Genomic DNA, 22,782 nt, shown 5'->3' with positions numbered 1-22,782 from the left:
TTCCTTAAATGACACTAGTTAATTTCTCCATCAAGTCCCCAAATGTCTTCCTGCTCAATAAGTTTTTGGCGAAACTGTTCTGTATCAACAGGGGTTTGGGAATTGTCTTCTACAGGTTGTTGAACATTCGTTGGAAGGTAAAGAAATTGAGGACAGTATTTTTGAACGAGTTGAACGTAGTTATATCTGTCTTTTCCATCAATACGAGTGACAGGTGGTCCTTGCATCCAATGGGGAATATCAATTCGTAGTTTTTGACGTTCTCCCCCATCTGGACGAATCAAATATGCCCAACCTGCACATCGCTTGTTTCCCTCAACGTTTCTATCCGTTACCGCTTGGGCGTATAACCAGACAATTGCATCTTTTATCGTTTCTGATTTACCAGCCAGAGCTTTGGCGCCACCTAACATTGCTTGAGTATCACCGTGGCTAGCAAAGGATACTGACATATTGGACTGCCGAACAAATTGAACCACTGCTTCCCAGAATTTAGGCATGACGGTAGCATCGATATTATCCACTTCGCTCGAATAATTAGACATTTCATCTAGCGATAGATGAATGTGAATATCTTCAAACGGCTCGTATTCCTTTGTTTCATCGCCAGCCTCGGCAATTCTAAAAAAAGCAATGCGGGTAAACTCACGGATAGCGTTTGTAGCTTCAACAAAGTTATAACCACGTCCAAAAACTTTAATCCCCTTCCAGTGCTGACCCTTGGCGAAGGGGTTAACCATCCATACCAAATGACCTAACTTAACATGTTCGGCAATTAGATAACCAAGTTTGGATGTTTTTCCACTCCCTTTCTCCTTACCAACGATACCCACTGTGTTTTCGTAAACTAGGGATTTTACGTCTTCATATTTATCTTCATTGGTGGGCGACAGTTGACGAACTGCATCAACTTTATTTCCTGAAAAAATAGATTCATAGGCGCCTGTTTGATAAAAATTTGGAGTTGGCTTAGAAACTTGAGAATTACTTGGCTGTTGGTGGGTTGTATCAATTTGGCTGCTTTCGCTCTTAGTATTTCTGGCAACACTTTTTACTTGTGGTTGCGTATTGTTTACCTCAAACAAATCCGGTTGAGACTGTTGAGGTGAAACGTTTTGACTCGCTTTTAACATAAGTTGAGGCTTGGCATACTGGCGCCGTTTTCTACTTGCTAATTCCCAAAAAACCAAACTCGATGGTCCTACGACTGCCAAAAGGGCGCCACCAATTCTTAAAAACGACTTTACTGGTTCTGGCATCTCTACTTCAATCAACTGCTTTTGCGTAGAGTATGGAGTTGCTGGTTGTGTTATGGCGCTTGTCGTAAAGCTACTTGTGAACATCCAGCCACCTATCAGTAAAGGTATGGGAACAAAAAATAACTTACTCATTTAGTTCCTCCTTGGTTGGTTTTGGAGGTTGGTCTAACAGTTGTGATTTACGCCCTTTCGGTTTTGGCTCCGGTTTATATTGCAGATAATCAGATATTTCTGCTGCTTGTGGATTGATTGTATTTCCAAACCAATCGGTCTTTTCTAATTGCTCGGCAACAGGCGCCAATCCTTTAACTTTTAATGCTTCGACTCTTGTATTTTTGATGTCAGATAGAGCTTTGCGCGTATTTTGGGCAATTGTAATCAAGTCAAAGCGTTGTGTTGTCTCCCTTCGACTGCTGGAAATAATGTTTAGTTTGACTAAACCACTGGCTGTTAATTCGGCAGAGTCGAGAGGAATTGTTACCCATGAATCAGTACTTGGGTCAATATATCGTAATTCTGCTTCTTTACCAGATGCTCCGAGGTTGATACGTTTGAGTGCTTCAATTTCCGAGCCATAATTAATTACCTCCTCATGTTGGTTATATGCTTGGTTTTGAGGATTATTTTGACTGGTAACAATTCGGTTACGGTAGCGTGCGGAAGCTTCTAGAATTGCTGCTTGTAGTAAACCAGGGTTGCTTACCATCCCAGAACTATAATCATTGCGCGTTAGATACTCCCGAAAATTAGTATCGCTTGCCTGCAAATTTTCAGATTTTTGTAGCAGTGCTTGCTGTGTCTCTTGTTCAGGTGTCAGTTCTTGTGAACGTTTGCCGTGCATAATTGCCGCAATCGAAGCAATCAATATTGAAATTATCGTCGCGATGAAAATTGATACGAGCCAAGGATTGGTTAGTAAAGAATCTAAACTTCCTGATTTAATAATATTGATAAACCCCTGCGAGGGCGCCTGGTTTTGTTGAAATTTTCCGCGCGGGTCTGGAAACCAATTATCATCAAAATCGTGGGAGCTATATTCATGATTTTGGTAATTGGATGGCGAGTCAGTAAACTGCATTTTGGTTAAACCGTTAATTAACTAAGAAGACAAACCTCCTACACCTTGTTATTTAAGATTTGCTTTCTGTAATGGCGAAGAACTAATGCCGCTAACGCTACTCCTAAAATAGTCCCAGTAATGAAAGTGCCTATAATCTTTAAAAATACTGGTTTTGGGGGAGAGCTAACAGCAAGGGCAATAGTGGCGATAGTGGTGGTAGTGGTAATCGCGACAGCAGTAGCAACCATTCCTCCTTCTGTCATATAGTTTGTAATCGTTTGGCGGTCACCAAGTAGCACTTGATTTATCGCAGGCACCATCACTTGTAATGTTTCTGCTGCCAAAGCTGGCGCCGCTTCAACTATTTCTTCGACGCAGGGGATGTTGATGTAGTCGTTTTCTTGGCGCCTGGAAGCGATGTTTGTTGTGCCGCTACTAACACTGGGTGTTCTTCCTCCCCCCAATTTACCGACGTTCCTAAAAAATTTTGCTCGAACTGATTTTCGATACTCTCAAATGCGGCGCCGAAACCATTAACTGTTTGGTTATGTGTAATTTCTGATTCTTCTACACCGTTTAAAATTAAATCCTGGGTTTGACGCAGGAACGCTTCTCTAAATAGCGTGTAGCCAACTTGAGATATTGAATGAGATTTGAGCAATAGTTGGTACAAGTCATAGTGGTAGCTACCAGGTTTTACTACCTGTGGGTCAATACCAATGCGCTGCTTGAAGAACTCATCCAAATTAAATCTGGCGCCCATTGTTTGTTGTTGTGCTTGCGCTTCGTTTTTGAGACGCAGCAATTCTTGAATACCTTCAGAAAATGAACACGCGCGCTCCTTGCAAGCAGTAACGAAAGCCTGAACTTTCTGGAAACTGTCATCGCTAATTGAGTTATCGGTAATTGGGATATCTAAAGCTTGGCAAATAGCTTTCAAATCGGATACTGGTATTTCAAGCTGCTGTACTGCTGCTGACAGATTCATTTGCTTGTTCCTCCTTCAATTTATCAACCAATATTTTCACGAAAAAGTTATCTTGTTCCTCTGGAGTTAAAAACTCAGTCACAAATGTATACAAGTCAGTACGTCGGATTTCGCGGACGTATAATTTTATTCCTCCTCTGCTGACGACTTCTTGTTGGTAATCGACTTGTGCGACTCTTAAAAACCGATTAGCGACGTAAAAGCAAGCTAATAATTCTAAATCTAGGCAGCTAAATAAACCTCCGCGTTTTGGTAATTTGATGTCAGCGAACTCACACCAGTTTTTGATGGTTGTCACGCAAACACCTGATTCTTTGGCTAATGTAGTTTGGGAGTAAAGTCGTTGTACATATTTCATGGAGCCAATTTAAATGACAGTCAAACTCAACTTGAAGTTGAACTAAATTCCAGTTTGGATTATGCTCAATTTTCAGTTGCATAGCATTACTTTTTATTTAACACTCTTTTACTTTTGTGTTACCTTCATTTGCGTAAAATTTCGGAAATTAATCTCAAAAATTAAAGTACATATTGATAGAAAAATTAAATTATTTTTAACAATTGCGGACATTTAATATGTGCTAATTAAAACAATAATGACTTGTCATAATCTTGAAGAATCACTACTCTCGGCGCTTTGCTGAAATTAGCAATATTGAGTATAATAAATTGCACACTTTTTGAGCTATACTTAATTGTAAGCGCTTGTTTTCTTGGGCTTACAAATGTAAAATACTCCATACCCAGAGCTAATTAATCCACAAAAATGGCTGACATTGAAACACCAAACCTTCTGATTATTGAAAAATTCTTAGATAGACAATGGGTAATTTTTCAAACATTGTTGTCAACGGTTAAATGGGATGACAGCATGAAAGCGCGTAAAACAGCATCGTTTGGTGTCCCGTACAATTATTTACAAATGAGTTATAAGATGGCGCCGATGCATCCACATCTTGTGCCCATCCAGAACAAACTTTTAAGTCAACTTGGGATCAAGTTCAACAATTGCTTACTGAATTATTACGAAACTGGTGATAATAAGATGGGTTTTCATTCTGATGATACAAGCGCCTTGCAAGCAGGAACTGGCGTGGCAATTGTATCACTTGGCAACCCCCGTAAAATAACTTTTCGCAATCAGAAAAATAAAAATATACGGCACAATTTTCTGCTTGAGCCAGGTTCACTGTTATATATGGACAACTCGGTTCAGAATGAATGGGTACACGCTATAAATAAACAAAAGAGTGCTAAAGCACGAATTAGTCTTACCTGGCGTGCGTTTTGTGTAAATGAATTGGATTAAGTTGCCGTATTACAAAGAAAGGTCAGTCATCAATATTTATATAGTGTTTGTTTTAGCTGTGTGGTTGGCTCTTTACAGTTGAAGCAAGTTTAGCTTAATTATTTATTCCTCATATCATATAGTTAGGGAACGGCAGATAAATCAACTTCATTTGCTATACTACATAAACAAGCACAACGAGCATTTAAAAATTGTCACCTTTATTTAAGGTAAAAGACAATAGTATGCTTTAATACAATTACATAAAATGTACAGGAGAAAGTTAGCAATGAAAATTAAAGGTATTAAGCGTGGTCATCACATTGAAATTTTCCAAGACATTGATATTCCGGATGGTACGGAAATCATGATTGAAATTCATCCATTTAACGCACTGAGTGAAGAAGAAAGAAAACAAAAATTGAAAGATTTGTTTGAGAGAGGCTGGGAAGGAAAGGAAGATTTTATCAAAACGATGAAAGAATTAAAACGTGAAGAACAATTAAAATATCAAAAATAAGACGATACTTCGCATTCATAGAGAGTAGAGTGTGTGTATTTATTTGTTCAAACATTGCTGCAATTTGAAAATTAAATGAAAACAGCGTAATAAGATTCCGACTGAATAATGATATGGTTTTCCGTAAAACCAACCTTCGATAGTTCTTTGGTTATAGCCAGTTAACAACGTGAGAGTCGCATTACAAGCTTTCATATATCCAATCGGGTTGCGTTGCCCAGGAGTTGGAAGTTCCACATCTGGAAAAATTACAGGTATCCATAATCTGCACCACTCGGATGGGGTCATTGGTTTCAAAAGTTCAAAAAATATTTTTTTACTCTTAGGGTTATCCTGCGTTGATATTAATATAAACTTTGCTAGCCAACGCGGAATTTTTGTAGCTTGTTGTGATTGTTTATCCGTTTCCATTTCATCATTAGTAATTGTTTTGTACTATGGATTTAAGAAGGGAAGTTTTTGAATATCCAATAAAACTTCCCGGTTAATGAAACGATTAGCAGATTTTAGTTCAATAGTTTCTGTTGAGACTGTTGAACATTCTGCATCCAAGCTTGTATCGCTGTAACTTCGGGAATTCCCGAAGCAACAGCTTCAACTACATGTTCGTGGTATGAACTAACCACATGGCTCGGATGCTCGAATTTATCTTGTGCCCAAGATAAACACATGCTTTTTACCAATTCGTCAACTTGGCTATCTTCTAGTTCGCTTGGGCGCTCTACTTCCTGAAATCCCAGCCATTCGATTACGCTCTTTACTGGGTAGTTTAGTAAAGTACGAATTTGCTTAACCCTCAAATCTTGATTTAGTTCAGGTGACAGAGGAACTACAGCTTTACGTGTTTGTGCTTGCTCCTGTTGTGGTAATGGAACCTCTACTGATGAACCAACTAATTTTGATTGAATATAGCTTATGATTCCAGCCCAATCAGCATCTTTGTTCCACTCACACCGAATCCTGGTTTTAGTCGCAGCATCATAAAGCCGACAGAAAACCACATTTTCCTCACCTGGGGTTGCAGCTAAAATCAGAGGTCTAGAAAAATCTTGCACTTGCGATACTGCTAAAAGAAATGTTTTTGCAAAATTTGTTTCTATCCCGGTTCTAACGACGTATAGTTCATCCGCTGCGACAACGATATCAAGCTTCATATTGTCCTTGCCTTTGAACTCTTTACTCGTTAATCGCAGATTTTGTAAATACCCGCTCAAAGCTCTTTGCTGTACCGGAATCGTTTTCTCGTTGTTAATATCGTAGTTATACCAAAGGTAAGACTCACCACTGAGTTCTCCATTTTTTACGTACAAATAAATTGGCTCTGGTGGATTACAAAGCCCTAATTTAATTTCTGCAACCATTTCAATTCCTCCTTTATTGTCTGTAGTGATAGCAGCATCGTTACGGCAGTTGAGTTTATTTACGCGATATTTAAACTTGAATCTGTGGCGCCTGCTATCTTTAGTACTATTGATTGTACTAAAGCGATAATAAATTCGATGGTCTTTTCCTAATATTCTCGTTCGCAAACAATAATTGAAATTCAGTAACTCTCGTTTTTGAGAATCAAAAATAAATACAGGTATTTTGACGCGCGCACTTTTATGGGCGCCTATTTCTACTTCTTGCTGTTGCATAGGCAAGGTTTCTTGCTTGTAGTGCCATGTAATGTAGTTGTAACACTTAGCCCAAGTATTAGACCTGTGGATTTCTACATCATTTATAATGACTAGCCAGCACTGGGTAGCAAAATCATCACTATCGTAAATAATTTTGGCTATTAGCTTTTCACCAACATATATTTCGTGCTTGTCAAACGATATCTCAACTGCCTTAATATTATTTAGGGGTGCCGCATCCAAATATGAAGCACGCTCTACATCACATATATTGCGGTTAGGTACTTGCTGTGTATAGGCGGTATAAGGCATAATACTATTCCCTGTAAAAAGGTTGCTCATGTGGTCGCTATTGCTTACCAGGCTTGAAGCGACCACATGAGTATTTGTATATATTTAGCATATACGTTGACTAGTCAATCTGTCAATGCAATTTTATGTTTTGCATATACAAGGTTAGTCAAAAGCCCTAAATATATGCCGTAAGTAAGTATAGGCATTGCATAGACGGGAAAACAAAGCTAGTCTATGTATAGACAGATTAACTATGGGAAATGCTATGGGTCAATTAAACATCCGAATTGATGAGGAGCTAAAGGAAGCTTTCATCAGGAAAGCGAAGGAACATAATACCTCTGCTACAGAATTATTGATTGAGTACATGAAACAGTATTTAGCCACCCCTCACAAAAACGAATCTCAAAAAATTGAGGAATTAGAGAAAAGATTAGTAAAGGTGGAGCAAGTCTTGGGGGAATTAGCAGCCTGAGAAGCGAACTTCTGTTTCTCAGGCAATGGCGGGATCGCGTTCGTAAATCTTTAAAAGTTAATTCAAAATCCCCTGATGATGAGTCGGGGGATTTTGCTTAATTGTCGCGTATATACATTTTTAGGCATTGTATTGACTGGTCTATGCAATGCCTATATTATATCTAGTTAATTAAATCGGTATAAATATCTTTCCTTTGGCGGCATCTTTTTCTTGAAAGCCGCTCTATTGTTATGCGGAGGCTGACACATCGACACTTAGAACTAGTTGAGTAAGATTGTACTGACGACAAATAAAACTCGTGTATAAGTTTAAAACACTTGTTTTCAGATTAAATGCTTTAGCCTTCGCCTCAATACTGAAGCACTGCAATATCCGATTATACAAAACTCACCCCGCAGAGTTTGGTTCAAATACTTTTACTTTCCCTGACTTCTAGCTTTAACTCACAACAAATAGTTAAAAAATTGGAGTTTCCTATGAATGCAGTTAATATCGACGCAACTGATTTTCAATTCCAACATTTTCAAGAATGGCTCAATAGCTCAGTTGATAAAGAAATTATTGCCCTTAACGTTATTTCTCTAGAAGGAACAACACCCTACGAATATTTACTTTATAGCTCCAGTATCTCACGTCGTAATGATGGGCGCCTACGAGATGGGGATTTAAAGAAATATCGCCACATTGAATATGGGGGTTGGTGGTGTAATGGAATTGACCCCTTGAATGAATATGCTCCAATGATGTGGGGATGCTTCAAGCCAGATAAACCCAGACGCGATTATGAAAAAATTCATAAATTTATAAAATACGAGCATCCACCCAAAGAAGCAACGCGCTCATTTTTTCTGCAAGTTCCAAAAAGGGTTTGGGAGAAAGTTTCAGAGCGTTGTGGTATCCCCATTACAGAAGATGATTTGCAACAGGAGCATGGATTTTGGTACTGGGTTTGGCGCCGTAACGTGCCGATAGTAATTGTTGAAGGGGCTAAAAAAGCTGGTTGCTTGTTGACCGCTGGTTATGCTGCAATTGCAATACCTGGAGTAAATGGTGGCTATCGCACTCCCAAAGATAAAGAGGGCAATATCATTGGTAAACCCTACCTCATACCAGATTTAAAGCATTTTGCTAGTCCTGATAGAGTTATTACCATTTGTTTTGACCGAGATACTAAGCCAGAAACAGTAAAAAACGTGAGGGCAGCTATCAACCAGACAGGGAAACTACTTTCACTCTTAAACTGCTGCGTTAAGGTAATCGATTTACCTGGACCACAGAAAGGAGTTGACGATTTTATTTCTGCTCAAAATGAGACAGCCGCGCATGAGGAGGGTTTCCCGGAGCAGGCGCCTACTTTTGAGAAGGGAGAGGATGCATTTGAAGCACTTTATAACAAAGCCGAATCTTTAGAGATGTGGACAGTCAAACTTTTTACTATATTGACTTACCAACCCGCAATCACGCTTGACCAGAAATTTCTCGGAAAAATATCAACTCCAGGCGAGGAAAAGCTTATTATTCTTAAATCCGCCAAAGGAACGGGTAAAACTGAATGGCTAACCGATGAAGTTGCAAAAGCTCATGAACAAAATCGTCGAGTGTTAATTATTACTCATCGCATTCAGTTAGGAGAGGCATTATGCAAGCGTTTTGGAGTCAATTATGTAACTGAAGTACGTTCTTCGGGTACGGGGGATTTACTCGGATATGGTGTATGTATCGATTCTCTCCACCACCAAAGCCAAGCCAGGTTTAATCCCAGTGATTGGTATAACGACACCGTTATTATTGACGAATGTGACCAAGTATTCTGGCATCTTCTTAATTCTTCAACAGAAGTCGCAAAGCATCGTGTTTCTATACTTAAAAACCTGAAGTTGCTAATTCAAAATGTTTTAAGCAGTCCTCTAGGAAAGATTTATTTAGCAAGCGCTGATGTATCCGATTGTGATGCTGACTACGTGCTATCCCTAGCAGGAGAGATAAAAGTTAAACCATTTGTAATTCTTAATAATTATAGACCTTTAGCAGGAAATTGTTACAGCTACGACGGTACTAATCCGAAAAATTTAGTTGCAGCACTTGATAAGGCAATTTCCAAGGGGGGACATCATTTACTGTGTTGCTCTGCCCAGAAAGCTAAATCGAAATGGGGAACTCAGGCATTAGAGCAAAGATTTCGCCGTAAATTCCCACAGTTGAGGATTTTAAGAATTGATAGTGAGTCGGTTGCAGATCCAGAGCATCCTGCTTATGGTTGTATTGCTCATCTCAACTCGATTCTGCGGGAATACGATTTAGTTATTGCTTCACCCAGTTTGGAAACTGGCGTGTCTATCGATATTCAGGGTCATTTCAATGCTGTATGGGGAGTATTCCAAGGAGTTCAGTCTGCTAACTCCGCGCGGCAAATGTTAGCAAGATTGAGAGAGACTGTTGACCGTCACATCTGGGTAAGGAATAGTGGCATGGGATTTGTAGGAAACGGCGCCGCGTCATTGGGTGTACTTTTAGCAAGTCAACATGCAGCGACAAGAGCAAATATTGCATTATTGTCCGAAGCTGATAACGCTGATTACACTTGCATCAATGAGAATTTTCAACCCGAATCTTTACAAACTTGGGGTAAGCGCGCTTGTGTCATCAACGCTCAAATGCGGTGTTATCGAGAATCAGTGCTTCAGGGTTTGGTAGAAGATGGTTACACAATTATTGATGCGGAAGATGTTGAAGAAGAAGAGAGTGAACAAGTATTCGCATCCGTTAAAGCAGCTTCTTTGGAGTTACATGAATCTGAATGCCGCGCGGTTGAAACAGCAAAAGATATTTCTGATGGTGAGTTGAAGAAACTACAAGACAAGCGCGCGAAGACTAGTAGCGAACGTCAAGAAGAACGCAAAGCGATATTGAAAGAACGCTATGGGGTTGATGTAACAGCTTCTTTAGTATGGAAAGATTCGGATGGCTGGTATCCCCAACTGCGCCTCCATTACTTTTTGACCTTGGGACGAGAGCAGCTTGTTGAACGTGATGTAACGACAGCTAAGGCACAAATAGAAGCGGGTGAAAATGCAGTCTGGAAGCCGGATTTCAATCGAGGGCAGTTACTACCTGTAGTTTTGTTGTTGGAAAATCTCAAAATTAATTATTTTTTGACTCCAGGGGTCAGGTTTCGTGCTTCTGACCCACAATTGCAGCAGTTTAAAGCTCTGGCTGTTCAGCATCGGTATATTATCAGGAACTATTTGGGGGTTTCCATTTCTAACAGATTGGGCGCCATCACAATTGTTCAAAAAATATTGAGTAAGTTGGGGTTAGGATTATCCTATGTTGGGCGATTTGGGAGTAGGGGTCATAGGGAAAGAGTTTATCAATTTATTAAGCCAGAAGATGGGCGTGATGAAATTTTCGCCACTTGGAAAAAACGTTACGCTCCTTCGTCCGAGGCAGTTGAAATGGGTACGCCAGCTTAATTAGCAATATATTCATTCTTAAAAGATTCACCGACTGCCGATTGCCCACTGCCTACTGCCCATATCTCTGGTGTCCAGCACTAATAATAAAGAGACTATTCAAATAGATTTTGGACACAACCACCTATAATCTCCCAAATTATATGGGGGAATTTGGGTGCCTTTGAAAAGATGAGCAAAAAGTAGTACAAATAAATGACTCCTCCTCCGAACGGCAACTGTTGCCGTTCGGGGAGAATCTAGTTCCGGAAATATTTCTCCAAACGTTGATAAAACGTTAATTTAGAACGCAAGAACTAGTGTTAAAAATTTCTACCTTCTAATTAGAAGGTTTTTGCTCTTTTAGGAATTAGTTTTATTAATTACCGTGTAATTTTTATGTAGACTGCTTTACAACGGTTTCAGCAACTAGAAGTTGATTGAATTCTGTTCTAATTCCCAGTGGCGCCAGTTAGTACCCTCGTTAGAGTCAGAAAAACTTGAGCGAATTCTGACCCATCCCAAAATTTAATAAATTTATATTAGTTTCCAGATTATGATCTTTTTGGTTGTCACTCTTAAACGGTTGCTAGGTAATAGTTTCAGCCATTACAAACAGTCTATGGTTGTCACCATGAATGGACGTGCGCTTGCTCTGGCATAACGTAGCGAGTGCGGTTGACCGATATGTTAGGCTAGACTCGGTTCATACCTAGTTAACCCATTGAGCTTTGTACCAACGGGAACAAACTGCCACCCAAGCGCTTTGGCAGCGACGGCATCCCAGTGTCCGTCCCCATAGTATGTAACGGTTTCAAAGACGCCATTCAGTTGCCGGAGCGCGCGGAGCATTATTTCCTTCCTCTGGAAATGGTCATCGCAGGTGGCCAGTGGGATGCCCGTCACAGGAAAGCCTGAGAGCGACAGTTTTAGTAGTGCCGATCCGCGCCAACCGCCTGTTGCGTAGGCAATTCGATGCATGGTCGAATTGTGAAGACTCTGCACAAAATCAAGAGCGCCCGGTATCTCTACGAACGGGCCGTGTTCAGAGACATAACGACGGACACTTTCAACAAAGCGATCTCGAACCGCGCTCACTCTCTCTGATGTTGCTTCTATAGCGTTGTCATTCAGAATCTCGGCCAAGATGCCGGCTGCCGTGAATTGTGTATACATCCCCCAGGACGGACGCAAGCTGACATCGCCAAGTATATCGCGGACTGATGCCAAGTATATCGCGTCGTCATTTGCATCGGACTGCAGAAGCGTGCCGTCTATGTCGAAAATCATTGCTTTCACTTTTGTGCCGCCTGAGTATTTATTATATGTCCGATTCCATATCATCTTTTTCTAAATCTATATCGTAAAAGAGATTTCACGCAAACCTACTGTTCTTAAAAAGTGTCAGTAGTGCGGCGCCTTCAAGAACATAAGTTAAGATAATTTAATATACTTGCTTAATATTTATGAACTACTTGGCTTTACTACTCGACCGAACGGCAAAACTTGCCGTTCGGGAACAATACTGCCCAACATGTTTTTCTGAGCCTTGTTAAACCGTTAATTGAAGGTACGCGAAACCAAAGGCAGCGTGAGTTGTGTCAAATTGTTAAAACTTGACAATAGAAAAGCTTATCACATAGAGACTAAATAAAATTTACTATTCCAGTAGCCAGATACAAAGTCATTTCCCATAACTGGAGAACTGTAATCATCATAGTTATCACCCAAAACTACATCAATAAAAGTAGATAAATCTTGACTTGTAAAAAACAGCTTCCAAAATGCATTTGCAATGCTTATGCACTGAAGTTCTTGGCTAATTTATTACAAAGCCAGCATCATCGAATACTTGTGGTACTTACGTAAGTCCGTACACCCGTGACGCGGGGGGAGCAGCACCGAAACGAATTGTTTCAATTGTGTAAAGCTGATTTATTTAAACACCGTAATTTCACCAACATAATTTCATTTTTACTGAGATATTCTCTGCCACAACCCACAACATAGGAAATGATTTTAAGATAACTTAACTTTTTGCTTATCGCGTATTTATCAAAAATTACCTAAAAACATACAAATTATTTACAGTCATAAAATAATTTAGTTTTCATACAAATTTAATATAAAAGTAATGTTTTTTAATTATTAGTGAGTTGCATGAAAGATTTACCATACCAGCAGGGAGATATCATTACCGCTCCAGAGGGAATACGTTACCGGGTAATTGATGTTTTGGGTGAGGGAAGAAGTGGAGTAACCTTCGCAGTCGAAGATGCAGAACAGCCAGGTAACTGTTTTGCTCTCAAGGTTTTATCGTTCAAGAAAATGAGTGATTGGAAAGTACTGGAGTTGTTTGAGCGAGAGGCAAAAGTACTCGCAAAACTGCAACACCAGGGAATTCCCCGTTATTACGATTCGTTTTGTATTGATACAGAAAACGACCGCCAATTCTGTATTGTTCAGGAATTGGCCAAAGGTAAATCCCTTGCTACTTGGATAGAATCGGGATGGCGCCCAAAAGAAGCGGCAGTTAAAGATGTTGCTGAACAAATATTAGAAATTTTGATTTATTTGCATGAGCTAGAGCCTTGGGTGATTCACCGCGATATCAAACCCAATAATATTATTCGTGACGATAACGGTTTGGTGTATTTAGTGGATTTTGGTGCGGTACGAGATACCTATTACACAACAGTGGCGCATGGTAGTACAGTTGTTGGGACTTTTGGTTACATTGCACCGGAACAATTTCGCGGAACTGTCTCACCTGCGAGCGATTTATACGGTTTAGCTGCTACATTATTATTTTTATTAACCCGTCGTTCTCCTACGGAGTTACCAGCTAAGGGTTTGAGTATTGACTTTCGCTCGGAAGTTCAAATTTCCAATATTTTTGCCGATTGGTTGGAGAAAATGTTGGCGCCCGATCCAAGCGTTCGCTTTTCTTCTGCGCGCGAAGCGTTAGATGCGCTCTCGAATCCACAAAAATTGCTGAATAAAAAAACTAAATTTTTACCAGCCATAATATTAACTTCCATTACACTAGTCGTTGGTAGTGTTTCATCTTTATTGATGTCCAAGATGTCCAACAAAGAAAATTTGCCTGTTACCAACACAGGAAATATAGCAAATATGTCTCAGATGGCGCCTAGCGATACATGCGATAGCTCAGACAAATTGAGGCAATACGTACAACAAGGTCTTAATCCCAATGCTAGAATTAAGGCGTTACTAGTTCCTAATTATAACCATTCCAGTCGCGACCGTCAGAAGTCAGATACTGTTCCATTAATATTTTGTGCCGACAATGAAGATGCGAAATTTCTTTTAAAACGCGGAGCTAATTTTAATATTCCTGAATCTGGTAATTTAATTTTATATAAATTACAATCTTCTCAGACAATGGAATTAGTCAAGTTTTTACTAGATAATGGTGCGAATCCTAACAACAAAATTGATGGAGCAAGAAGCGATTCTTTACTTGTAAATTTAATGAATCGAAATGAATATAGAAACAGGTATAGAAATGGAGAGAACAATAATAATCTTAAAGAAGTATTAAATATGATAATAAAACATGGAGCAAATGTGAATGCACTTGACAATAATGGAACTACAGCATTAATGGCGGCTATTATAAATCAAGAGTATCATCGAGAAGAAATTATAAAAACATTGATTGATAAATGTGCCGATGTTAATCTAACAAGTACTGAGCGAGAAACTAGAACGCCACTGCACTTGGCTATCCAAGAGGATAATGAAAATATTGTAAAGCTTTTGATAAAAAGTGGTGCCAATGTTAATGCAAAAGATTCTTCTGGCAATACACCAATAATAACAGCTTTTAATCGTGACCAGTTTTCTGCTGACATCATAAAATTATTACTCGAACATGGTGCAGATGTTAATACGATGACTAAAGATGGTCAAACGCTATTGGATATAATGCTTGAAAAGTATGTCAGATATCGTAAAATTGTATTTGAATCTCCAAAAAATGACATATATGAAAGAAGTAGTAGAAGTGATGGGAGGGCTAAATATCAAATTACAAAAATGAAAGAAGCAATTGAATTAATTTTAGCCAAAAATGCGAGAACTACAAGTGTCAAAGAATTAAATTTATTTTTAGATGACAAAAAACAAAATAAATTTGATTTTGGTGTCACCGCTCCCCAATTATAATTCATACACTCGCTCTCGACTGAACTGTAAGAGCTACCAAAAACTCAAAATTGAGAAATAATATAAGAAATACTTATAATTAAAAACCACTAAGATTCAATTATATAAATTTTGCTTATAGTTTCCAAGCAATCCATTATTGGTGCTATTAATGTGCGCCAATGGCGCACATTTTGGTTGGCGCCTTTCAAGCTATAATCCTGGTTTTTAACCATACCCATTAATTATCAGAAACCGGCTTCTTGCGAATGGTGCAAAATATAAGCCTCCGATTGGCACCACAAGGCTCAAGTAAAATATAAAACTAGCACATTTATTTGAAACCCTTGCTATATATAGAATTTTGGGATGTGAAAGTTAGGAGCTAGTTTAAAACTAAGATTATTTTGCTTCACAATATTGATGGACATCTTGCCGAATATTCTCATTTGCATCGTACTGGCACTCATTAATCATCCAGTCTGGCAAGGTTGCAAGTTTTATCAAACAGTCAACGATGTGCTGACGACATATAGAGCATGGACTTTGCTCATATAATGTTACGAGTAAATTTTGAGATGATTGTGTTAGATTTTGTTCAAAAACATCAATTAAACTACAAATCAAAGAATGTAAATCGTCATCATCAATACTTTGTTCAAAAATCCCCGCTAAGAAAAGTTCGTCACCAACTTGAAAGTTATGGATAAATAGCTTTATTGCATCACTCGTGTGATGTTTGGCAGCAATCAATTGTAGCGCAAGCGCGCGGACTTTTGAATCGTGAAACATTGCTATTGCTCTAATAGCATAACAGGTGACACGTTCGTGATTAGACCAAAAGAGTGGTAATAAAGGTGACAAACCAAGTGGAAATACTCGCTTACAAAACATTCCTAAATATAAAGGAATTACTTTTGGGTCGGTCAGGGTCAATAAATCCTGTGCTGCCTGATAAATGTCATCATCAGATGCAAGTTTTCCCCAACGATAGAACACAGAAGGTGCTATTCTTCGTTGACTCTCCAAAATTATACGCTTAATCTCTTCGTAAGGTTGTTGGCTTAAAGAAGGTCTAAGAGTACGTACAGTTTCTTGAGATGAGACTAAAGTAAAATAGCGCGCGATAAAAGCATTAGTTTGTTGTGCCTTCTTTAATTGCTCTTGAATTTTTTCTGCACTCAAGTGCTTCTCGATTTGTTTGAGGAGAAAATCGTTATCCCAAAAATCTGGGTGTGCTTCATTTGTCCTTCCCCGATGCTCTGCTATAAATAGAAAAGCATCAATGTTATCAAGCTCAACAAGCTGTTTGGCGCCTAACGTATCACCCGCATAAGCGTATTCGGCACACTTAGAATACATTAACTGCCTCGCAACGGTATCCCCAGAACAAGCATAGTTAAGAGCAAAGCCAAAAAGTTGCTCAATATCCATTTCCTCAACTGGATTTCTCAAAGCTTCTAGAATGTGTTGACGAATATCAGTGTTACAAGCAGTGATATTTAGAAGTTCCCAGTAATAGTTCGTGCGCGCGCCTTCCGCTTGGTGGTCATAAACAGGGTCATATAAACATGCATTCAGAAGTGCGTCACGATAGGGAAAATCTTTGTGTCGCTGATAGTAACAGTGCGGGCGCCCAAGTCCCTTAAATAGGCTGCTTGTAAATTCTGCTTCGTCCATTCGTTAACCTAGGTTTATACATAAATAATGTTACTTAATAATTCGGCGCCAATCCATATTGTTTAAATCGAGAATATAGTCATATTTATTGTCTACATAGTCTGTTGTATCTCCAAATTTACTAGAGACCTTGCCACCAGTAATATATATCTGAGATGGTTCTTGATAAAAAGCTTTATGCCGACTAATCCATCCGGGTTTCTCTCCAGTGGTTTCAATCTTTTGTATTTTAAATGTATGGCAATCCAGACGATAAACAGGTGTTTCCGCATAAATTATCTCATCCGAATAGCCCGCGCAACCAATTATATAAATGTATTTTCCAACTAGGGTTGCAGAATGAAAGTCAGTAGGAGGAAAAATGTCCTTGGGATAGCCTAAAATAGTAAATGTACCATCACCTTGATGTACTACTATGTCGTTATATATGCAAAAATCTGGGTCGTAAAAATCTTCGTGTTCCCCTCCTATTTGGATAATTCTTCCATCTGGTAACTGGGTAATTGTCCTGCCAAACCTTTGAAAGCACCATACAGCTTCAGTATTATCCGTATTATTAAAGGTATCTCTCGCAGTCCAAGCTGAAACGCCACTTCTAACCATTGCTTCCCAAAAATCAACTTTCATTACTTCTGGATTGGTTTTTCCAAATTTCCGATACTTTCCCTTTAAATATTGTGCATTTGAAATATTTGATATATCCTCACTATTGCTGAATCCTAGTAATATCTGTAGCATTTCATCATTAATATTGCTTAAATCTTCGCCTGCATCAACAAGCATTTTGATTATTTCCAAATTACTAGCGCTCTGGATAGCTGTTCTATCATAATTATCACACCTGGATGCGGAGGCGCCAGCTTCTAACAGTACTTTGACACAATCAGTAGCACCCATGAATGCTGCAACTATTAAAGGTGTTGAGCCTAAATAATCGGTAGCTTCGACATCAAACTGGAGCTCAATTAACCATTTTAGCAATTCTACATTATTATTTTTGATGGCATACATCAATGCAGGCTCTTCATATGTTTCACATTTGCTTCGGTCTATTTTTGATGGTAAAAGCAATTTTGCTTTTTCGATGTCACCTACTTGAAGACTTAAAAGCCAAGGTGTTCTATTACAAGAATCCCACGCCTGTAAATCGGCGCCTGCATCAATTAATTTCTTTGTTTCTTCGACGCTCCCAAAAGCAACCGCGTACATTAGTTCTGTCCATCCCAATTGTTCGCGGTCGGCGCCTGCGGTTAATAACAATTCAACAACATCAAATCTTCCTTCATAAGCAGCAGCTTTGAGTGCTGATTCGCCATATTTACTTATACCTCTAACACTTGCCCCTCTACTAATTAACAGATTGACAACCGAAGCTAAGTTTTTGCACGCTTGAATATCTCGACCGTACATCGCATCGATTAGTACATCATAACCATCAGGTCTTTGATAATGAATGTCGGCGCCTGCATCTAGGAGATATTGAATTTTATCAATACTCCCCGATTGTACGGCTAAACTCAGTACTGTAAAATTACACTCGCCTCCAACCGCATTAACATTGGCGCCAGACTCCACCAAAAATTGCACCATTTCCAAACTGGCAAAAGTGCTACTCACGGCACACATTAATGGGGTTTGTAACGATTTATCAAGACAATCGATCTTCGTTCCACAAGCTAATTGTTCTTTGATACCTATAATATTTCCTTGTCTCGCAAAATCATGAATTTTCATAGCAGTTAGAGTCACATTTATCAATAAGAAACAAAACCTAAAGATTCGCACAGCGCAAGGGACAAGAGTATTACACCTATTTGTAGTATGACACACTACATGAACAAAATCTGGTTTTTGTATTCTTTTTCTTAATCAACTGTTCAAGGGAACGTGAGGATGGTGGGAGGTAGGTTGTAGTTTTCACTACGGTCACGGTGTCCGAAAAATAAGCAATGAAGCGGAAAATCTGGCTAACGTGATGCATTATCAACCCAAAAATCAAACTCCCACATCCAAATCTATAGTTATTGGTACTCCAGAACTATACCGTATGTACCAAAATATAAACATTTGTATCTAAACAGCAAAAAATAATTAAGGGCGCCTTGATTTGAATAGTAGAAGGTATAATGAAAAGTCTGTCTTTTCATAGATATACAAGTTAAATCAGATTTTTAGTTCCAAACCAGCATATGACACTAATCAAAAAATCAGAACAACAACTTCTCCTTAAAATCAAGAAAATAGAGGATGAAGAGCAAAATACTCAACCCGATGCTAAAGATATTCCAGTGGTTAGCTTGGAGCAAAAACCCATAGTTATACAAAATCAAGAATCTAACTATATTCCAGTGCGCGATAACCCCATAGTTCAATCTGTCGGCAACTCAGGATGGCAAGTCTCTGATATTTGGAGAGATGTCAGAGTCGATAATTATTCTAATTGATAGAAGTATATGCTTGTGCTTTTTCGGGCTTGTGCCCAACAATGTCTAACGACAGTTGATTGTAGGATAGTGCCTGGTTAAGCACATAAACACTAGTTAGAGCTACACTGTCAGCACTAATTAAGGTTTGTACAGCAGATATTTTTTTACTCTCAACTGTATCGGTTTTTTCCAAGAGGCGCCACCATGAGAGCATTACCAAAAAGCAAGAAGCTCAATATAACTTATTCAACAAGCGATAATTCCACTAAAGGTACAGGATTAGCATAGTAATCAAGCCTTGCTCCCGAACCTTCAATTTTTGTAATAATGAAAGGCTGCCAACTTTGTAAGTGTGGGTAACAGTTCTCCCACATCACTTAGTCTCCGACTTTTAAAGTTTTGAGAGAAATGGTAAAAATTATTGTGTGGTTGCCACTTGGAATAATAGCAAGGCGCCAATAGAAGAGTCAAAATTTATGTCATTGTATACTAGTACAATATAAATGCAAGTCTAGCAGCATTTGGAAGTCAAGGATGCTGACGAAAAAGGGCACCTGTACTGTCTGATAGCTAAGAAGACAGAATTATGGTAATGCTTACTTCTTTACGAGTTATTTCAAAAATTGTTGCAATTTAAATATTAAATCAAAGCATCGCAGTAAAATTCCTACCGAATAATGGTATGGCTTACCGTAAAACCATCCTTCGATAGTTCTCTCGTTGTACCCTGTTAAAGTTGATAAAGTTGTAGTACATGCTTTCATGTAACCGTGAGGACTCCGTTCTCCTTGGTAAGGGAGTTCGACACCTGGATGAATTATGGGAATCCATATTAAACACCACTCAGATGGCGCCATCGGTTGAAGAAGTGCCAAAAATATCCGCTGGTTGTTTGGTTGCCCTTGTACTTGAGACAAGATAAATTTTGCTAACCAACGAGGAAGGTTAATTGTTTTGTCTGCTGCTTTATCTGGAGCTTGCATTTAATATGTATCACTAATTTTCATGCTTTTCTTGTTTACTAACCTTTGATACTAAGCGCGCTTCTTGTTGCTTACGCTGGCTTTAAAACCACTCGCTCGCGTGGCTCCTTATACCCTTATCAATGGGCACCAATTTTCGGTTCCCATTTAAAATGCGACTTCGGGACACAGGTTATCGGAGTGTATTAAATCTGAGATAAAAGCTGTCAGTGCATTTATACCAGTGTGCAACGTACCATCGGATGACCGATAGCCTCGGCGCCCCCAACCGTTCCAGCCTAGACTTTGCCCTACTTCTCCAAATGTTGTGATAACTTCTTCATAGTCAGGTGCCGATGCCGTGTTTTGTTGTAGTGCCTTCAACTCTTCTTGTTGCTTAACGCTAATTGTCCTTAGTTGAATTAATTCCTTATCCTTTAACTCGACAACATTTTGTAGGCGTTCGACTTGTGCCATTAACGGCGCAATAGTTTTTTCTAGGTCTGAGTTAATAACTTTGGCTGCTTGGGCGTTAAAAGTGTTACCCCAGTTATTTGCACTGGCGCCTTCCAATGCTTTTTCTAGCTCTGCGACTCGTTGTTCTAATTTTTGGTTTTCGACTTGTAGCGCGTGGACTGATTGTAGTTCCTCTTCTTTAGCCGCGAGTTGCTCAATTAATGCTTGTTTTGCTTGTACCAATTTTTGAGCATGTTGTTCGGCTGCGACAAGCTCGCGTTTTGCTGCTTGTAGCGCCGCATCCCGAATTTCTATAAACCGCCCCTGTTCTTCTTCAGCTTTTTCTCTATCCCGTTGTTCTAAAGCGGAAGCTATTTTTTCCTCCACTTGTTCGAGCGTGAACAATTGCTTGGAAGTACTGGAATTATTAACTTGTTTAGTTTCTGGTTGTAATTGGTTTTCTTTGAATAAATTTTTGACCTCCATTCCTTGAGCCACGGTGTTATCTAGTAACACCCAAAATGAATCAGACTGCTGGGACATGATAATGCCTCTATGACCAGCCCAAATTTTATCGCGCGTTACTATTACTCTTACTCCAGGAACAAGAGGAGTGGGAGAGTGGGAGAGTGAGGGAGTGGGGGAACTAGAGAGTGAGGGAGTGAAGGAGTGAGGGAGTGAGGGTGGGGAATCAATTTGACTTTTGTCATTTTCTAATCCTTGTTTAGCTGTTACTCTCCCTTTCTCCCTCTCTCTCTCGCTCCCTCCCTCCTTCACTTGTTGTGCTGTTTTCTTACCTGTCTGTACTAATTCTTTTATCAAGTCGATGCTGACTTTGGTTAATTGGCGAAGTGCCGAAACACTCCACTTTTGAACATTTTGACGCACAAGGCGCTGTATTTTTGGAGCGAGCTTTTCAAACCAACCCCATATTTCCATCGCTGAGGTTGCTAAATAGCGGGAGCTACCCCAATCATTACTTTTAAGCCATTCTTCAAATACCTTCTTCCCGTCAGGGCATTTGGAGAGACAATCGAAGTAAAAATTTTGTAGAGACTGCCCAACACCAAGCAGACCATCAAAGCTTTGACGCACAAAACCAAAAAAACTTCCCAGAGTCGCTTTTGCTGTGTTTTGTAAGCTGGGTTCGTTAAATCGCGCGTAGTCAAAGTTATATTCCAAGTTTAATGGCACGTTTAAGAGAGGCGCCTTGTCGTCTTCTGTTATCAAGTGCATAATGAAAAATATCCCTTTTACTTGGTATGGGGAGCAAAGCCCTCCGAGAGATTGCGAGTCTGGTACGGGGGGTTTTGCCGTTTCAATAATTATACCTAAAATAAAACCTTTAAGTTTAACTTTATTTCACTCTTTAAAATTATTTACATTTTCAGGAAGTAATTTATCAATTTCCCATATAGTATCCAGCAAGCGGAAATACATCCGTGCTAACTTAGGTACATCACTTGGAGTTGATAACCAATTGCTACAAGTATCTTCGTTGTAGCCTGTCAAGGAAGCCAAAAACTCGCAGCACTCTTTGCGATAGCCGTATTCTCCTGGCTTAAAGTTGCTTTTTCTTGGAACCCACTTGGCACAAAAATCTTTTGGTTCCAAGGGTTCAAACATTATTTCATCTCTGAATGTACCTGGGGCTTGAGAAAAGATTTGTTTCATCAAGTTAATGGTGTGAGCTAGGGCGAGCATCCTAGGCAGATAACTTGGGCGTTCTGAAAAATCCGAACCCCAATTGATATCAATAGTCGTTCCCTTAACTCCTGATACTCTGGCAAGCTCGCGAATGCAAGCTGCCCTATAACCCCGTTCCCCAGGCTTTTTATCCTGATAAATCGGTACCCATTTACGACAATATTCTTCTGGCTCCAAAGGTGTCTCCAATTGTTCCTACCTTTAGATATTGCAGCAAATGGCAAATAAAGTCTTATTTAAACTGGACAATTTTCGGAAAAATACTAATAAAAAAATAGTATTTTTCCCATGATTGTAAGCAATCTGGTAGCCACAAATGTATACAGCACATTATATCGAATTATGGGAATAGGGGAACAGGGGAATAAGAGCATATGGGAATAGTGATTCAATGGGAACATACCATGCCAAAATGAATGGCAT

At 39.3% G+C, this 22,782-nt stretch carries 20 protein-coding genes; 6 read left to right on the top strand and 14 right to left on the bottom strand.

Annotated elements, in window-relative coordinates:
• Positions 1-14: 14 nt before the first annotated feature.
• The 5 genes from AC2JBO_RS10715 to AC2JBO_RS10695 are packed head-to-tail and all read right to left on the bottom strand — an operon-like array spanning position 15 to position 3,665.
• Positions 15-1,391, bottom strand: coding sequence for a hypothetical protein (locus AC2JBO_RS10715; protein WP_496953635.1), 1,377 nt, complete (start codon positions 1,389-1,391; stop codon positions 15-17).
• Positions 1,384-2,337 carry a hypothetical protein gene (locus AC2JBO_RS10710; protein ID WP_496953634.1) on the bottom strand — a complete coding sequence of 318 codons (954 nt, stop codon included), beginning with the start codon at positions 2,335-2,337 and terminating at the stop codon, positions 1,384-1,386. Before AC2JBO_RS10710 ends, AC2JBO_RS10715 begins: the two co-directional genes overlap by 8 nt.
• A 38-nt stretch (positions 2,338-2,375) precedes the next feature.
• Positions 2,376-2,663, bottom strand: a complete 288-nt coding sequence (locus AC2JBO_RS10705; RefSeq protein ID WP_496953633.1) for a hypothetical protein — start codon at positions 2,661-2,663, stop codon at positions 2,376-2,378.
• A gap of 17 nt (positions 2,664-2,680) precedes the next feature.
• Positions 2,681-3,307: a hypothetical protein gene (locus AC2JBO_RS10700; RefSeq protein WP_496953632.1), complete on the bottom strand. Its 627-nt coding sequence runs from the start codon at positions 3,305-3,307 to the stop codon at positions 2,681-2,683.
• The gene (locus tag AC2JBO_RS10695; protein ID WP_496953631.1) at positions 3,276-3,665 is read right to left on the bottom strand and encodes a hypothetical protein; all 390 of its coding nucleotides are present in this window, start codon (positions 3,663-3,665) and stop codon (positions 3,276-3,278) included. The genes AC2JBO_RS10700 and AC2JBO_RS10695 overlap by 32 nt, the downstream gene beginning before the upstream one ends.
• A 408-nt stretch (positions 3,666-4,073) precedes the next feature.
• On the opposite strand from AC2JBO_RS10695, the gene AC2JBO_RS10690 reads away from it, so the two are divergent.
• Entirely contained in the window at positions 4,074-4,616 is a 543-nt protein-coding gene (locus tag AC2JBO_RS10690; protein ID WP_496953630.1) for an alpha-ketoglutarate-dependent dioxygenase AlkB, read from the top strand.
• Positions 4,617-4,884: 268 nt separating this feature from the next.
• Complete coding sequence (locus AC2JBO_RS10685) at positions 4,885-5,115, top strand: hypothetical protein (RefSeq protein WP_496953629.1); 231 nt, start codon at positions 4,885-4,887, stop codon at positions 5,113-5,115.
• A 39-nt stretch (positions 5,116-5,154) separates the two neighbouring features.
• Here AC2JBO_RS10685 and AC2JBO_RS10680 read toward each other — a convergent pair whose 3' ends face one another.
• The gene (locus AC2JBO_RS10680) at positions 5,155-5,526 is read right to left on the bottom strand and encodes a hypothetical protein (RefSeq protein WP_496953628.1); all 372 of its coding nucleotides are present in this window, start codon (positions 5,524-5,526) and stop codon (positions 5,155-5,157) included.
• Positions 5,527-5,621: 95 nt separating this feature from the next.
• A complete protein-coding gene (locus tag AC2JBO_RS10675) occupies positions 5,622-7,046 on the bottom strand; it encodes a hypothetical protein (protein ID WP_496953627.1) in 1,425 nt (474 codons plus the stop codon).
• 247 nt (positions 7,047-7,293) lie between these two features.
• Here AC2JBO_RS10675 and AC2JBO_RS10670 point away from each other — a divergent pair, with 247 nt between their 5' ends.
• Positions 7,294-7,503, top strand: a complete 210-nt coding sequence (locus AC2JBO_RS10670; RefSeq protein ID WP_496953626.1) for a hypothetical protein — start codon at positions 7,294-7,296, stop codon at positions 7,501-7,503.
• Between the two features lie 479 nt (positions 7,504-7,982).
• Entirely contained in the window at positions 7,983-10,979 is a 2,997-nt protein-coding gene (locus AC2JBO_RS10665; RefSeq protein ID WP_496953625.1) for a plasmid replication protein, CyRepA1 family, read from the top strand.
• Between the two features lie 669 nt (positions 10,980-11,648).
• Here AC2JBO_RS10665 and AC2JBO_RS10660 read toward each other — a convergent pair.
• Positions 11,649-12,248: an HAD family hydrolase gene (locus tag AC2JBO_RS10660; protein WP_496953656.1), complete on the bottom strand. Its 600-nt coding sequence runs from the start codon at positions 12,246-12,248 to the stop codon at positions 11,649-11,651.
• An 870-nt stretch (positions 12,249-13,118) separates the two neighbouring features.
• Here AC2JBO_RS10660 and AC2JBO_RS10655 point away from each other — a divergent pair.
• Positions 13,119-15,149: a protein kinase domain-containing protein gene (locus tag AC2JBO_RS10655; RefSeq protein ID WP_496953624.1), complete on the top strand. Its 2,031-nt coding sequence runs from the start codon at positions 13,119-13,121 to the stop codon at positions 15,147-15,149.
• Between the two features lie 381 nt (positions 15,150-15,530).
• Here the strand turns inward: AC2JBO_RS10655 and AC2JBO_RS10650 are convergent, their stop codons facing one another.
• Together AC2JBO_RS10650 and AC2JBO_RS10645 are read right to left on the bottom strand one after the other, a co-directional pair.
• A complete protein-coding gene (locus AC2JBO_RS10650) occupies positions 15,531-16,808 on the bottom strand; it encodes a hypothetical protein (RefSeq protein WP_496953623.1) in 1,278 nt (425 codons plus the stop codon).
• Between the two features lie 30 nt (positions 16,809-16,838).
• A complete protein-coding gene (locus tag AC2JBO_RS10645) occupies positions 16,839-18,542 on the bottom strand; it encodes an ankyrin repeat domain-containing protein (RefSeq protein ID WP_496953622.1) in 1,704 nt (567 codons plus the stop codon).
• Between the two features lie 455 nt (positions 18,543-18,997).
• On the opposite strand from AC2JBO_RS10645, the gene AC2JBO_RS10640 reads away from it, so the two are divergent.
• On the top strand, positions 18,998-19,252 hold the full coding sequence (locus tag AC2JBO_RS10640; protein ID WP_496953621.1) for a hypothetical protein: 255 nt from the start codon (positions 18,998-19,000) through the stop codon (positions 19,250-19,252).
• Here the strand turns inward: AC2JBO_RS10640 and AC2JBO_RS10635 are convergent.
• From AC2JBO_RS10635 to AC2JBO_RS10620, 4 genes are all read right to left on the bottom strand, one after another.
• A complete protein-coding gene (locus AC2JBO_RS10635; protein ID WP_496953620.1) occupies positions 19,245-19,454 on the bottom strand; it encodes a hypothetical protein in 210 nt (69 codons plus the stop codon). The two genes, AC2JBO_RS10640 and AC2JBO_RS10635, sit on opposite strands and share 8 nt — an antisense overlap.
• A 391-nt stretch (positions 19,455-19,845) precedes the next feature.
• Positions 19,846-20,217 (bottom strand): hypothetical protein, encoded by a 372-nt coding sequence (locus tag AC2JBO_RS10630; RefSeq protein ID WP_496953619.1) that lies wholly within the window; start codon positions 20,215-20,217, stop codon positions 19,846-19,848.
• A gap of 147 nt (positions 20,218-20,364) precedes the next feature.
• Positions 20,365-21,888 carry an AAA family ATPase gene (locus tag AC2JBO_RS10625; RefSeq protein ID WP_496953618.1) on the bottom strand — a complete coding sequence of 508 codons (1,524 nt, stop codon included), beginning with the start codon at positions 21,886-21,888 and terminating at the stop codon, positions 20,365-20,367.
• Between the two features lie 126 nt (positions 21,889-22,014).
• Positions 22,015-22,536, bottom strand: a complete 522-nt coding sequence (locus tag AC2JBO_RS10620; RefSeq protein ID WP_496953617.1) for a hypothetical protein — start codon at positions 22,534-22,536, stop codon at positions 22,015-22,017.
• Between the last annotated feature and the right edge of the window lie 246 nt (positions 22,537-22,782).

Source organism: Calothrix sp. CBUCES-K 9914 (assembly GCF_059640475.1).
The sequence above is the reverse complement of the archived record's forward strand: the minus strand, read 5'-3'. Positions and strand labels throughout refer to the sequence as shown.